This is a genomic window from Ruegeria sp. AN11 (assembly GCF_056536005.1).
Genome location: NZ_JBQFJD010000001.1, coordinates 3007112 through 3021609, shown reverse-complemented (window position 1 = coordinate 3021609; position 14498 = coordinate 3007112). Strand labels below are relative to the sequence as shown.

The window sequence follows — 14498 nt, the reverse complement described above, 5'->3', positions numbered from 1 at the left end:
TTTACGCGGCACCTCGATTGTAATCCGGCAGCTTTGGCGCAGCGGAAATCAGCTTTTGTGTATAAGGATGCTGAGGATTGCCGAAGACGGCTTCAGTCTCACCCTGTTCAACAATTCGTCCGGATTGCATCACCATGACCCGATCCGTGATCGTGCGAACGACGCTCAGATCGTGGCTTATGAACAGATAGGTCAGATCATAGGTCGCACAAAGCTCGGCCAGCAGGTCAAGGATTTGCGCCCGAACCGATACATCCAGCGCCGAGACCGCTTCGTCAAACAGGATCAGTTCCGGCCGAATGATCAGCGCACGGGCGATGGCGATCCGCTGACGCTGCCCACCCGAGAATTCATGTATGTATTTTCCGGCGTCACCGGGGCTGAGGCCAACGGCCGTCAGCATCTCGGAAATCCTGTCCTGCCGCTCTGATCCCGTCGGCGGGGTGTCCAGCAGGTGAAACGGCTCGGTGATCAGCCGCCCGACACGATGGCGTGGGTTGAAGCTGCCAAATGGGTCCTGAAACACCACCTGCATGTTACGGCGCACCGCAAGATTGGGCTTGTGGGCCGCAAAAACAGGCTGCCCGTTCAACAGAACGTGCCCACCCTGAACATCTTCAAGCCCTAGAATTGCCCGTGTTAGTGTCGATTTTCCGCAACCGGACTCTCCGACCAGACCAAGGCGCTCACCCCGGCTGAGGGTAAAGCTGACGTCATCCACCGCCCGGTGGCGAGCCGGTGTTTCGAATAACCGCCTGCGGGGCAAACGGTAGTCACGAACGACATTTGTCACCTCCAGCAGCGGGCCCGGTCGAACGGGATCGGGAAGTGTGACCTGATGGTCCGAGGCTTCGAACAACATACGGGTATAGGGGTGCTGCATGTTCCGCAGCAGATCGTTCGTTGCACCCCTTTCCACCACTTCGCCGTGGCGCATGACAATAATCTGGTCCGCCATGTCGGCGACAACCGCCAGGTCATGGGTGATCATCAGCAATCCCATGCCGTATTCGCGAACCAGCCCCTTCAAAAGGTCCAGAATCTGTGCCTGCGTGGTGACATCCAGTGCGGTGGTCGGTTCATCGGCGATCAGAAGCCGAGGTCGCAAGGCGATGGCCATTGCGATCACAACGCGCTGACGCTGACCGCCAGATAGTTCGTGCGGATAGCGCGATAGCGGAAACCGGTCGGGCGGCAGGCCGACGCGGGTCAGAACCTTTTGCGTTTGCTCGCGGGCTTTGGCGGGTGACATCGCCTTGTGGATCAGAATCGTTTCCGTCACCTGATCACCGATCGTCATGACCGGGTTGAGCGCAGTCATCGGCTCCTGGAACACCATGCCGATGGCCGCGCCACGCAGGGCGCACATTTGGCTCTCGGACCGCTGCATCAGATCCTGTCCGTCCAGCTGAATGGTGCCGTTGGCCACCGCTCCGTTCGGCAACAACTGCATCACGGCCAACGCGGTCATGGATTTGCCGGATCCACTTTCACCGGTTACGGCCACGATCTGTCCGGGATCAATTGTCAGGCCGACTTGTCTGAGGATCGGCGCGCCATGAATCGACAATGACAGGTTCTCGATTTGCAACAGGCTCATGTGCGGGCCACCCGAATACGTGGATCCAGAAAGTCGCGCAAACCATCGCCCAGCAGGTTCAGCCCCAGAACCGTGACGATGATCGCCACCCCCGGAATCAGAGCCAAATGCGGGGCAAAACTGACCATAGTCTGCGCATCCGCCAGCATCCGCCCCCAGCTTGGCGTGGGCGGTTGCGCACCCAGACCGACATAGGACAGGCCCGCCTCGGCCAGGATGCCAAGGCTGAACTGGATCGTGCCCTGCACGATCAGCAGATTGGCGACGTTGGGCAGGATATGTTCGACCGATATCCGCGCCGCGCCCTTGCCCGAGACACGGGCGGCGAGAATAAACTCCCGCTCCCACAGCGACAGAGCCGCGCCGCGGGTAATTCGAGCGAAGACCGGGATGTTGAAGATACCAATGGCGATGATCGCGTTGATCGCACCGGCGCCAAAAACAGCGGTGATCAGGATGGCAATGACCAGCGAAGGGAAGGCAAAGACCAGATCGTTGCCGCGCATGATCACCTCGTCCAGCCAGGATCCTTTGCGGGCGGCCGCCGCCAGTCCCAAGGGCACGCCCAGCGCCATGCCGATGCCGACGGCCACCAGCGCCACGGCAATCGACGTGCGCGCACCGACCATGATCATCGAAAACATGTCGCGCCCGAAATGGTCGGTTCCGAACCAGTGCATTGAGTCCGGTGTCTGCAACTTGCCGGGGATGTTCAGCGTGGCGTGGTCGTAGGGCGTCCAGACAAATGACAAAAGGGCCGCCAGCAGAACCAGCGAGGATAGCGCAGTGCCGAGGATCAGGTTACGGCTCATGTCCGGCTCCTTAACCTTGGATCAACGGCGGCGTAGGCCAGGTCGACCAGGAAATTGACGGTGATGACGGCGAAGACCAGCAGCATGACCACGGATTCCACTACGATCAGGTCGCGCGCCGAGATGGCCTGAAACACCAGTCGCCCTAGGCCGGGCAGATAGAACACCTGCTCGATGATGATCGAGCCGGCCAGAAGGAAGGAAAACTGCAGCCCGATGATGGTCAATACCGGGATCAGCGCGTTTCTAACCCCATGCCGCCACAGCGCCCGGCGGCGGGTCAGCCCCTTGGCCCGGGCAGTGCGCATGAAATCCTCGCCCAGAATGTCCAGAAGGGCCGACCGCATCACACGCGCCAGAATCGCCGCCTGCGGCAAGGCCAGCGCAATTGCAGGCAGGGTCAGGGAATGCAGACCGGTCCAAAGGCCATCCTTCCATCCTGCAAACCCTCCCGCATTGAACCAGCGCAGATTGATGGCGAAGATCAGCACCAGCATCATCGCAAACCAGAAATTCGGCACCGCGATGCCCAGCTGCGTTGCACCCATCACCGCCAGATCACCCGGCTTGCCACGGCGGGATGCTGCGTAGATCCCGGCGGGAAAGGCGATCAGGGTAGACAGCGTCAACGCATAGAGCGCGAGGGGGAGCGACACCCAAAGACGATCCGCGATCATCTGGGAAACAGGTGTGCGATACGTGTAGGACGTGCCGAAATCCCCCACCAACATGCCGCCGACCCAGTTCAGATACCGTTGCAGCTTTGTCCCATCCAGCCCAAGTTCAGCCCGCAGCGCCGCCAAAGTATCGGGCTGTGCATTCACGCCTAGCATGAAAGAGGCCGGATCACCCGGCGCGACTTCGATCACCGCGAAGATGACGACCGAGGCGACGGCGAGGCTGATCAGCAAAGAAATCAGACGTTTGAGGGCATAGCGCAGCATCAGGTCCACGTTAGGGGCGCATACCGCACGGGTCCAGCACCTAAGGTGTCATCAGAAAGGCAAAAATCGCATAGCCGACAATGGCTGCGTAACCCAGCGGGTAGATCCACTTGATTGCATAGTTGTCCAGCTTTCGCGCCACGTCCTCGCGACCGGAAACTTTCAGCTTGCGCAGCGCGACATTGAACACGATCAGTGCCCCGGTCATCAGGAACATGCATTGCAATATGAAGTCCAGGAAAGTCAGGTAGCCCAGCTTGGGCAGGTCGGCAGAAATGGCCCAATTGAAGGCCACGAACACCAGCAGGTTACCCCCGGCGATCTCGATCCGGCGGCGGTATTCATCCAGAAAAAACAAGGCCCACCCGACAGAGATCAGCACCAGCATCGGCAGGAATACCCGGATCACATAGTAGGTCAGGTGCCGGTGACCCTCGAAGGCCAGGGCAATCTGGTCACTATCCCGGCCGGACAGTCCGATCACGGTCGAGTGTTCGACCCGGGCGTTGTCCAAGATCCATTCTTCCTCGCCCAGCAGATCGCCGAGGCCTGAATACGCCTCGAGCGGGTAATAGGACACGTATTCAGTCGGAAAAACCGAGACAACTTCGAAATAGAACTGCTGCGTGTCGAAGGGGTATTTCCGGAAATCGAAATGCGGGGCCTGCAAGGTCAGCGAGGATTTCTCGGCATAGACAACGTGCCCGTCATGGCGCACCGAGGCGGCGGCTTCATGGACCCACTTGTTGGATTGCTGATTATGCACCACAAACGCAGGCAAAACCGCCCCCAGTTCGCGGGCGTGATTGGCCAGCACCGGAGGGTTGAAAACCTGAATTTCGCGTCCGACTTCATCCCGGTCAAAGGCCAGCGTCGGATCGGTCCATTCGGCCCTCAATATGACGACGGCCCCGTAATTTTCAGCCTTCTGATCCACGCTTGTGATCTGATCGATCCGGATACCGATCCCGACCTGCAGCGGGTTTTCCGGTGTCCCCTTCAGCGCGTGAAGCCCGCCGCCCAGCGTATTCTGCGCCAATGCCGGCCCGCCCCCGATCAAAGAGAGGCATGTCATCACAGCCAGTAGACATATGACGCGGACCAGTTTCACATTCGGGCTCGCTTTGAGTTGAGGTTCACCGGGGCCGCCAGACGCGGCCCCGGCGTGATATCATTCTGACCAGCTGATCCCAGTCAGATCAATTGCGGCGGTGGGCGCATTCTGCCACAGCCCTTGCACTCCGGCCCGGGCCACGCCCAGCTTTGCCAGCTGGAACAGATATCCATTGACGTAGTCATTCGAAATCAGCCGTTGCGCCTCGCCCAGAAGCCGTGCGCGTTCGTCAGGATCGGTGGTGGAATTCAAGGTATCCATCAGAGCCTGAAAATCAGTGCTGTCATACTGGAAATAATAGTCGGGGCGCGCATAGATACCGATATCCATCGGTTCCGTGTGGCTTACGATGGTCAGGCCGAACTCTTTGCCTTTGAACACCGTCTCAAGCCATTGCGCCCATTCCACGTTGATGATTTCGGCCGTTATACCGACCTCGGCCAGCTGCGCGGCAATGATTTCACCGCCACGGCGGGCATAAGATGGCGGCGGCAGATGCAGCGTGGTTTCGAACCCGTTTTCCAGACCCGCCTCGGCCAGAAGCGCCTTTGCCTTTTCAGGGTCGTAGGCAGAATTGCCGGTCAGATCCACATAAGCCGGGTTGTGCGGCGCGAAATGTGTGCCGATTGGCGTGCCGTATCCGAACATGGCACCGTCAATGATGGCCTGACGATCAATAGCATGAGCCAGCGCCTGGCGAACGCGAATGTCATCGAACGGGGTCAGCTTGTTGTTCGTCGACAGAATCGTCTCGCCCTCGGTCGAGCCGACCAGAACCTGAAACCGCGGATCGGCCTCGAACTGAGGCAGATTCTCGGGAGCCGGGTAAATGTCGAAAACGTCCACATCCTCGGCCATCATGGCGGCAAAGGCAGCGGTCGGGTCCGAGATAAACTTGAAGGTGGCCGTTTCCAGTGCGGGCTGGTCACCCCAGTAATCAGGATTGCGGTTCAGCGTAATGCTGTCGCCCTGAACCCAATTGCCAAAGGTATAAGCGCCGGTGCCGACCGGATTTGTCTTGATGTTTTCTATGCTTTCGGGCGCAACGATCACCGCGTCGCCCCAGGCCATGTTGAACAGAAAATTGCCATTGGGTTCGGACAAGGTGACTTTGACGATCAGCGGGTCAACAACCTCGACATCCTGAATTCCGGCGAACAACGCCTTCTGCGCATTGGCGCTGTCTTCGGCGCGGGCGCGATCCAGACTGAACTTGACGTCCTCGGCATCCATGGTCGTGCCGTCATGGAACGTCACCCCGTCGCGCAGCGTGAAGGTGTATTCGGTGCCATCATCCGAAATCTCCCAGCTTTCCGCCAAACCCGGGACAACGGATCCGTCACCCATGAAACGGGTCAGGCCCTCGAAGATATTGGTGTAAACGACCGAATCTATCGCTTGTGCCGCCGCGCTTGTCGGGTCCAGATGCGGCGGCTCAAGCCCCATCGCTATTGTGATATCTGATTTGGCCATGGCCTGGCTGGCAAACAGGCTGGCACTGACGGCCAGTGCTGACACAAAGGGTCGAAACATCTGTATTGTCACGAAATTAACTCCCCACTGAAAACAGACCGGCTCATGCTGTCACCGGCTTTATTGATAACAATGTCACTCTAAACCTCGGGTCATTCAAGGAAATGTTCGCGCAACCGGGGTTTCTTCGCCAGCGCGCGATCTGCTATGCTGCACTGCAACATTGACCCTGCAGGAACGAGCATGAGCGCCACAGCCCGCAAAAAAGCCCCAAATGCCGAGGATATTCGCGCCCGAAAAGGCGGTGATCCATTGGTCAGCCTGACCGCCTATACCACTCCGATGGCGCGGCTGATGGATGCCCATTGCGATTTTGTTCTGGTGGGCGACAGCGTCGGCATGGTGCTGCACGGGCTGGAATCGACCCTTGGGGTGACGATGGAGATGATGATCCTGCATGGCCAGGCCGTCGCGCGAGGGTTGGAGACGGCCTTGATGGTCATCGACATGCCCTTTGCTAGCTACGAACACGACCCGGCACAGGCGTTCAAGAACGCGGCCCGCCTGATGGCAGAGACCGGCGCGGGAGCCGTCAAGCTGGAAGGCGGCGTTGAGATGGCCGAGACGATCCGCTTTCTGGTCAGGCGTGGCATCCCGGTGATGGCTCATATCGGCCTGACGCCGCAATCGATCAACACGCTGGGCGGCTACAAGGTACAGGGCCGAGATGGTCAGGCCCACGCCGTGCTGGCCGACGCCCATGCCGTCGCCGAAGCCGGCGCATTTTCCGTCGTGTTAGAGAAAGTTCCGCAAGGGTTGGCCGACCGCATTACGGCTGAGATTGCGATCCCGACGATTGGTATCGGTGCGTCCGCCGGGTGCGATGGACAGATCCTAGTGGTAGACGACATGGTGGGCTTTTTCACCGCTTTCAAACCGAAATTCGTCAAACGGTATGCCGAGCTTGGCCCTCTGGCCGAGGCTGCCATTACCGAATACGCCGCCGAAGTCCGGGCGCGGACTTTTCCGGCGGACGAACATGTCTTTGCCGACCGGGCACCGTCCAAGGGACCCGGGAAATGACTGCTCCAATCCTTCGCCGTCTGGCGGACCTGCGCGCGCTGACCACCGATTGGCGTCGCAAGGGCGAGGTGATCGGGGTTGTTCCCACAATGGGTGCGTTGCACCTGGGGCATCTGTCGCTGGTCGAGGCCGCGAAGGCGGGCACCGACAGGGTGATCGTCACGATCTTTGTGAACCCCAAACAGTTCAACAACCCCGAGGATCTGGCCAATTATCCGCGCACCGAAATCGAGGACGCACAGAAGCTGGCCCCATTCGGTGTCGACGCGATCTATGTGCCCGAGCCCGAGGAAATCTACCCGCAGGGCTTCGCCACCAATGTATCTGTCATGGGTCTGACCAATGTGCTTGAGGGCGAATTCCGCCCAGGTCACTTTGACGGAGTCGCCACGGTGGTCGCAAAACTGTTCCTTCAAACACAGTCAGATCGAGCCTATTTCGGGGAAAAAGACTATCAGCAACTGTTGGTCGTTCGCCGGATGGCGCGGGATCTGGATATCCCCATCGAGGTGATCGGCTGCCCCACGGTGCGCGAACCCTCGGGTCTTGCCATGTCCTCGCGCAATCTGCGCCTGTCACCCGAAGGGCTGAAAACTGCCGCGAAGATGAGCAGGGTCATGCAGGAACTGGCGGACGCGCTGGATGGCGGGGTAGCTTTCGATCCGCTGGCTTCGAAGGCGCACACTGACCTGCTTGCTGCTGGCTTTGCGCAGGTGGAATATTTGAAACTGCACTGCGCCGAGACACTGGAACGCTTGAGCCATGCTGAGCGGCCTGCCCGTCTGCTGGCAGCGGCCTGGCTTGAAGGTGTTCGGCTGATCGACAACATTCCTGTCTGAACGCTCTGGCACGATTGTCATTGTTTGCGCTAAAGTCCTGCAAAACCAAACGGGAGAGGGCGCAGGCGTGACCTATATTCTTGCCATTGATCAGGGCACCACATCATCGCGGGCCATTTTGTTCGACACGGATATGCAGCGCGTCGGCACCGCGCAGCACGAATTTACTCAGCACTTCCCGCAGGAGGGCTGGGTCGAGCATGATGCCGAGGAAATTTGGGAAAGCGTCCTGCGTGTCTGCCGCGAGGTGATGGACAACACCGGCGTAGCCGCAGATCAGATCGCTGGCATCGGTATCACCAATCAGCGCGAAACCACCGTCGTCTGGGACCGCGCCACCGGCAAACCGATCCACAACGCCATCGTCTGGCAGGACCGCCGGACCGCCGAGATCTGTGCCCGCTACAAGCAGGCCGGTTGTGAAGATGACGTCACCGCCCAGACCGGTCTGCTGCTTGATCCCTATTTTTCGGGCACCAAGGTAAAATGGCTGCTGGACACCGTACCCGGCGCGCGGGAACGGGCCGAAGCCGGAGAGTTGATGTTCGGCACCATCGACTGCTTCCTGATCTGGCGCCTGACGGAAGGACGCAGCCACGCAACCGACGCAACCAACGCCGCACGCACTCTGCTGTTCGACATTCACAAGGGTGAGTGGAGCGCCGAGATCTGCGATCTGCTGGATGTACCGATGAATATGCTGCCGAAGGTACATGACTGCGCGTCGGACTTCGGAAATACGTCTCTGTTTGGGGGCAATATTCCAATCCTGGGCGTGGCCGGGGACCAGCAGGCCGCCACCATCGGACAAGCCTGTTTCCAGCCCGGGATGATGAAGTCAACCTATGGCACGGGTTGCTTTGCGCTGCTGAACACCGGACCAACGCCGGTCAAATCCAACAATCGCCTGTTGACCACCATCGCTTATCAGCTGGACGGTCAGCGGACTTACGCGCTGGAAGGGTCGATCTTTGTCGCCGGGGCGGCGGTTCAATGGCTGCGCGACGCGCTCAAGATTATCGACTCGGCGCCGGAAAGCGGAGAACTGGCACAGCAGGCCGATCCCAACCAGCATGTTGTGCTGGTTCCGGCCTTTACCGGCCTTGGGGCACCCTATTGGAAGCCGGATTGCCGCGGCGCGGTGTTTGGCCTGACCCGCAATTCGGGCCGCGCCGAGTTTGCCAAGGCTACGCTGGAAAGCATCGCCTACCAGACGCGCGACCTGTGGCATGCCATGCAGGGTGATTGGGGCGCGGATACCGATGTCACCCTGCGCGTCGATGGCGGGGCGAGTGCATCGGATTGGGCGATGCAGGGCCTGTCGGATTATCTCGGCGCCGAGGTTGACCGCCCTGTGATGCAGGAAACCACCGCCCTGGGCGCTGCCTGGCTGGCCGGGATGCGCGCCGGCATCTATCCGGACCAGCAGGGATTCTCGGAAACCTGGGCGTTGGATCGCCGGTTTGTACCAGAAATGTCCGCCGAAGACCGCGATGCGGCCTATGACAGGTGGAAACGTGCCGTTTCCGCCTCAATGGCGTTCTGAAACCAGTGAAGGATCAGCTGTGATCCTTCATCAACCGCTGCTTCTGCCGTGACCAATCGCGCTTGGCCTGGGTTTCGCGCTTGTCGTGCAGCTTCTTGCCCTTGGCGATGCCGATCTTCAGCTTCGCGCGGCCCTTGTGGTTGAAATACAGAACCAGCGGCACCAGTGTCATGCCCTTGCGCTGGGTCGCGTTCCACAGGTTCGACAATTCCTTGCGCGAAACCAGCAGCTTACGCCGGCGGCGTTCTTCGTGCTTGAAGACCTTGGTCTGTTCGTAGGGCGCGATGTAACTGTTGATCAGCCACAATTCTCCGTCATCGACCGAAGCATAGCTTTCGGCGATGTTCGATCCGCCAGCGCGCAGGGACTTGACCTCGGACCCCTCCAGCACGATGCCGCACTCGAGATCGTCCTCGATCGCGTAATCGAAGCGGGCACGCCGGTTTTCGGCGATGACTTTGTAGTTCGGGTCTGTCTTCTGTTTGGCCATGACGCGTTGATTTAGGCGGCTTGGGCGGACCTTGCAAGCCGTAGACGTCAGGATGGCGCCGAGATGATCAGATCGGGGCCAAAAATCGTGTCAGAGTGGTTGTGCAGATAGATCTTCAACCACGGCGTAAACCGGGATGGGTGGCGCTGCACCTCGGCCAGAAGATCGTGATAGTCGATCCAGCGGATCTCCATGACTTCTTCCGGATTAGGCTCGATTTTCAGAGAACCACGAGCCCTAGCCAGAAACACGTCGACGACTTCATGTTCGATCATGTTGTTGCCGACATCGGCGTGGTATTCCAGCCGATGACGGTATTCCGGGTATAGCCCTGTAATCCCAAGTTCCTCGCGCAGACGGCGCACAGCGCATTTGGATGCGGTTTCACCCCAGTCAGGATGTGTGCAACAGGTGTTCGCCCACAGGCCCGGCGTATGGTACTTTCCCAACGCCCTGCGCTGCAGCAATATCTCTGTCCCACGCACGACAAAGACCGACACCGCCTTGTGTCGCAGGCCCTTTTCATGCGCCTCAAGCTTGTCGACGGGGGTCAGTTCGCCATCGACCCATGCCGGGATCATGATACCCATTTGTTGTCTCCTGCTGCCAATCCGCCTGTGTGACGGGACATTGCGGATTACCTTTGGCCGGATCGGCTTGGCGTCGCGGCATCACATGTTCAGAGCGTGACTGGCCGCGCATTCCCAACGTGGCGCTGATCGTACCCGTTATCAACCGCACGAAAGGCCGCAGGGGCTGCGGCCTTTTGTACTCACACAGGTCGTCTGATGGCTGGAGATTATTCGCCCGAAACGCTGACGATATAAGCGTAGACGTCTTCGCCGCCGCTTTTCAGTTTGAATGTCATCTTGGACTTGGCAGCTGTGTCATCCAGATAGGATTTCAGAAAGGTCTTGGGATCTTGCGAATACTCGACAAAGGTCGCTTCATCCCAAACCAGCCCGTTTTCACCTGCAGCCACGATGCTGTCGCCGTATTTGAACCCTTCGACGGTGCCTGCGGTCCGACCCGCGATTCCATACAGGTTCGGACCGGTTTTGCCGCCCTTGACGATAACTTCGCCAGCAGGATCGGCGATCTGGTGGCAGGATTTGCATTTGTTAAAGGTCTTTTTGCCGGCCTCGGCGTCGCCTTCTGCATATGCGGGTAGGGCCATCAGGCCGACGATTGCGGTTGCGAGGATGCGATTCATAGCTTTTGCTCCGATACGAATTGGCTGCACCGAATGGATCGTCGGCGCAAAAAAGAGTCAACGCGCAGATTGCCGCGCGCGGCCACTGTGCCACTGCGGCATAGTGGCCGTCCTTAACTTATGTCATGTGACCCGGACCAACAGGGCAAAAGATCGCCAGCCGCTGGTGTTGCCAGATAAATCGCCCGCGCGATGGCGCGCGCCAGACATAGTGAGGCGGCGTGCCCGATCATTCCCAGCACTGCCTCGTTCTCCAAAGGCATTGACCCGGTACTGACACCAAAGACCAGATCACCGTCGCCCGGCGTATGGGCGGGCAGGATGGCGCGTGCGATGCCATCATGCGCGGCCACGGCCAGCCTTTGGCATTGCGGTTTGGTCAAAGCGGCGTCCGTCGCCACGACAGCGATGGTTGTGTTGGTCTTGTCCGGCTCGGCCGGTCGCATGGCCTGCGCCTTGAGGCTGACCTGAGGCAGCCCCAGGCCCGCTCTGAAATCAGGCCCTAAACCGCCGAATTCGTCGCCAATTTCGTAAGGCGCAGCCCAGAAATGACGGTCGCCGGGCGTGGTGATACTGCCCAGCGGGTTGGCTGCGACCAGAGCCCCGACGGTGACGCCCGTGTCCAGAACAAGCGATGCAGACCCAAGCCCGCCCTTGTGCATAGCGGCCAGGGCTCCGGTCCCTGCACCGGCCGTGCCCAGCGCAAAGTCCTTTGAGGCCGCGTCAAAAGCGGCGCGCCCCAAGGCACGGTACGGGTTCTCGGTCCAGCTTTTGTCACCGCCGTTGAGCAGATCGAACAGGATTGCCCCGGGCACGATCGGGACCACGGTATGGCCGACCGGATACCCCCGGCCTTGCGACCGAAGCGCATCCGACACGCCGGAGCTGGCATCCAGTCCAAAAGCCGACCCGCCGGACAGGGCGATGGCATCTATCTTTGTCACCGTTTTGTCGGGGGCCAGAAGATCGGTTTCGCGCGTACCCGGCGCGCCGCCCATCACGTGCACGGACGCGGTGAAAGGCTGATTGGCCGTTAGAACGGTTGTGCCGGATTTCAACCGGCCATCCTGAGCATTTCCGACCAAAAGCCCGGGGATATCGGTGATCAGGTTCTTAGGTCCGGGTTTCATCGAGAGGGTTTCCCTTGTCTCAGCAAAGCGCTGCCCCCGGTGGGGGTGCTTTTCAACAAAAGAGGGCGCAGGTCAGATACAGCGGCCACCGTCAACCTCCAGCGCGGTTCCGGTAATCATGCTGGCCTCGTCCGAGCACAGGAAACAGGCGGCGTTTGCCATGTCCTGAGGCGTGGAAAACCGGCCCAGTGGAATGGTCGACAGGAACTTGGCGCGAATCTCGGGTGTGTCTTCGCCCATGAAGGATTTCAGCAAGGGGGTTTCTCCGGCCACCGGGCAGATCGCATTCACGCGAACGCCAAAGGGCGCCAGTTCGACGGCCATCGTCTTGGTTGCGGTGATCATCCAACCCTTTGAGGCGTTGTACCAGTTGAGGTTCGGGCGCGGCGACAGACCAGCTGTGGAAGCAACGTTCAGGATCGCGCCCGAGCCTCGCGCCTTCATTGCCGGTACAAATGCCCGCGCAGTGTGAAAGACCGATTTCATGTTAACGCTGAAGACGCGGTCGAAATCCTCCTCGCTCACTTCCTCCAGCGGTGTCGGCAGATGAGTCACGCCTGTGTTGTTCACCAAAATATCAACCTGCCCAAACTGGGCGATGGCGGCGTCTGCCATTGTTTGAACGGAAATCGCGTCGGCGACATCAACGTGCTGGGCCACGGCTGCCCCGCCGAGGGTCGCGGCCATTTGTTTTGCCGCATCCTTGTTGATATCGGCGATCATCACGCGCGCGCCCTCGTCAAGGAACTTTTGGGCAATCCCGGCCCCAAACCCCGAGGCGCCACCAGTCACGATCGCGGTTTTATCCTTAAGCCTCATCGCGTTACCCCTCTGCCGATGTTCCGGGTCAGACTATCAACGCCCCTGCAAGATACCAGATTAATCTTCGGACACCTTGCCCCGCAGCGCTTTGACGTCGCCACGCGCCTTTTTTGCCGCAAGCCGACGCTTGACCGAACCGTAGGTGGGCTTGGTTGCAATACGCCGCTTGGGCTTGACCAATGCGCGGGTGATCAGCTCGGCCAGTCTGGCGCGCGCGATTTCACGGTTGCGCGCCTGCGAACGGGTCTCTTCGCACTGGATGATGATCGCGCCCTCTTTGGTCCAGCGTCGCCCGGCCAGCCGTTTCAGCCGGGCTTTGACCGGATCCGGCAGGGACGGGGAGCGCGCCGCCTCAAACCGCAGCTCGACAGCGGTGGAAACCTTGTTGACGTTTTGCCCGCCTGGACCGGACGAGCGCACAAAGCTCTCGGTCATTTCCCAGTCCTGCAGGATGATATCGTCCGTAACGCGCAACATGCGCGCGACCTTACAGGTGGCGCGCAGAAACAAAAAGGGCCGCCCCGGCGGGACGGCCCTTCGAAAGTTCAGGAGGTCGGGTCGGTTAGATCAAACGACCAGCCGGAGCGAGCGCTCCGCCAAGGGCTGCCTTAACAGGCGATCCCCCCGGTTGTTCCGACACCTCTCTCCAATCTCTTTCTCGACACTGGATCACCTCCTTTTCTATCTGTTGCGGTTGAAAAGAAGCGTGACACAAGTTGTGCCAATCTCAAAGCACTTTTTTACACAGGCTGAGCGGTCAGTCGCGCAACGATCACTTTGAACGGGATCAGCGCGATCATCGCCAGCGACAGTTTCACCAGCCAGTCGGCAAAGGCCAGCGTTACCCACAAAGGTGCCATTGGACCGGACAGCATGAAAGGAACAGGTTCCCATGCCCAGCTGATGGCCGCATCGGCATCGGCGCCGAAGAACGTGACCGACGCCGAGAAGGCGATGGTGAAGAACAACGCGGTGTCCAGCGCCGAGCCGACCAGGGTCGAGACCAGCGGCGCGCGCCACCAGCGGCCGCCGCGCATCGCGTTGAACACAGTAACGTCCGTCAGCTGCGCGATCAGGAAGGCGGTTCCGGACGCGACAGCAATCCGCAGCGGCACCGCGGCATAGGTGAAGCCATCGCCCTGCAGCATGATCTGGCTGCCGATGAGCGAGCAGATGATACCGGTGACAAACCCGGCAAACACGACCTTGCGGGCCGGACCCACGCCATAGACGCGGTTCATGATGTCAGTGACCAGAAAGGCCAGCGGATATGTGAAGGCACCCCAGGTCAGCAGGCCGTCAAGGATCAGGAACTGGACCAGGATGTTCGAGGCCACAACGATAGTGGCCATGGCAATAATGCCGGGAATAAAGCTGCGTTGCATTTTCAGATGCCCGTTTTGACAAGGTAGCGGCGACTTGGCCAAGGGTT

Annotated in this window: 15 protein-coding genes; 3 read left to right on the top strand and 12 right to left on the bottom strand. The window is 59.8% G+C overall.

The window, feature by feature from the left end; all coding sequences use genetic code 11:
• Position 1: 1 nt before the first annotated feature.
• From ACR3EQ_RS14845 to ACR3EQ_RS14825, 5 genes are read right to left on the bottom strand one after another with little or no spacing between them, the layout of a single operon-like run.
• On the bottom strand, positions 2–1600 hold the full coding sequence (locus tag ACR3EQ_RS14845; protein ID WP_170612940.1) for an ABC transporter ATP-binding protein: 1599 nt from the start codon (positions 1598–1600) through the stop codon (positions 2–4).
• Entirely contained in the window at positions 1597–2412 is an 816-nt protein-coding gene (locus tag ACR3EQ_RS14840; RefSeq protein WP_170612938.1) for an ABC transporter permease, read from the bottom strand. Before ACR3EQ_RS14840 ends, ACR3EQ_RS14845 begins: the two co-directional genes overlap by 4 nt.
• The gene (locus tag ACR3EQ_RS14835) at positions 2409–3356 is read right to left on the bottom strand and encodes an ABC transporter permease (RefSeq protein ID WP_170612937.1); all 948 of its coding nucleotides are present in this window, start codon (positions 3354–3356) and stop codon (positions 2409–2411) included. Before ACR3EQ_RS14835 ends, ACR3EQ_RS14840 begins: the two co-directional genes overlap by 4 nt.
• A gap of 40 nt (positions 3357–3396) precedes the next feature.
• Positions 3397–4467, bottom strand: a complete 1071-nt coding sequence (locus ACR3EQ_RS14830) for a ligand-gated ion channel (protein WP_480491067.1) — start codon at positions 4465–4467, stop codon at positions 3397–3399.
• Between the two features lie 60 nt (positions 4468–4527).
• Positions 4528–6003, bottom strand: a complete 1476-nt coding sequence (locus ACR3EQ_RS14825; RefSeq protein ID WP_170613158.1) for an ABC transporter substrate-binding protein — start codon at positions 6001–6003, stop codon at positions 4528–4530.
• 183 nt (positions 6004–6186) lie between these two features.
• On the opposite strand from ACR3EQ_RS14825, the gene panB reads away from it, so the two are divergent.
• The 3 genes from panB to glpK all read left to right on the top strand — a co-directional run bounded on the left by panB (position 6187) and on the right by glpK (position 9411).
• Positions 6187–7026, top strand: a complete 840-nt coding sequence (panB, locus tag ACR3EQ_RS14820; RefSeq protein WP_170612936.1) for a 3-methyl-2-oxobutanoate hydroxymethyltransferase — start codon at positions 6187–6189, stop codon at positions 7024–7026.
• Entirely contained in the window at positions 7023–7865 is an 843-nt protein-coding gene (panC, locus tag ACR3EQ_RS14815) for a pantoate--beta-alanine ligase (protein ID WP_480491065.1), read from the top strand. Before panB ends, panC begins: the two co-directional genes overlap by 4 nt.
• A 67-nt stretch (positions 7866–7932) precedes the next feature.
• Positions 7933–9411, top strand: a complete 1479-nt coding sequence (glpK, locus tag ACR3EQ_RS14810) for a glycerol kinase GlpK (RefSeq protein WP_170612932.1) — start codon at positions 7933–7935, stop codon at positions 9409–9411.
• Between the two features lie 13 nt (positions 9412–9424).
• Here glpK and smpB read toward each other — a convergent pair whose 3' ends face one another.
• The 7 genes from smpB to ACR3EQ_RS14775 all read right to left on the bottom strand — a co-directional run bounded on the left by smpB (position 9425) and on the right by ACR3EQ_RS14775 (position 14451).
• Entirely contained in the window at positions 9425–9901 is a 477-nt protein-coding gene (smpB, locus tag ACR3EQ_RS14805; protein WP_170612930.1) for an SsrA-binding protein SmpB, read from the bottom strand.
• 47 nt (positions 9902–9948) lie between these two features.
• The gene (gene idi, locus ACR3EQ_RS14800) at positions 9949–10491 is read right to left on the bottom strand and encodes an isopentenyl-diphosphate Delta-isomerase (protein WP_170612928.1); all 543 of its coding nucleotides are present in this window, start codon (positions 10489–10491) and stop codon (positions 9949–9951) included.
• Between the two features lie 209 nt (positions 10492–10700).
• The gene (locus ACR3EQ_RS14795; protein WP_170612926.1) at positions 10701–11114 is read right to left on the bottom strand and encodes a c-type cytochrome; all 414 of its coding nucleotides are present in this window, start codon (positions 11112–11114) and stop codon (positions 10701–10703) included.
• A gap of 113 nt (positions 11115–11227) precedes the next feature.
• Positions 11228–12244, bottom strand: coding sequence for a P1 family peptidase (locus ACR3EQ_RS14790; protein ID WP_170612924.1), 1017 nt, complete (start codon positions 12242–12244; stop codon positions 11228–11230).
• Positions 12245–12316: 72 nt separating this feature from the next.
• On the bottom strand, positions 12317–13063 hold the full coding sequence (locus ACR3EQ_RS14785; protein WP_480491064.1) for an SDR family oxidoreductase: 747 nt from the start codon (positions 13061–13063) through the stop codon (positions 12317–12319).
• A gap of 60 nt (positions 13064–13123) precedes the next feature.
• A complete protein-coding gene (arfB, locus tag ACR3EQ_RS14780; protein WP_170612920.1) occupies positions 13124–13543 on the bottom strand; it encodes an alternative ribosome rescue aminoacyl-tRNA hydrolase ArfB in 420 nt (139 codons plus the stop codon).
• Positions 13544–13806: 263 nt separating this feature from the next.
• Complete coding sequence (locus tag ACR3EQ_RS14775; protein WP_170612918.1) at positions 13807–14451, bottom strand: queuosine precursor transporter; 645 nt, start codon at positions 14449–14451, stop codon at positions 13807–13809.
• Positions 14452–14498 lie beyond the last annotated feature (47 nt).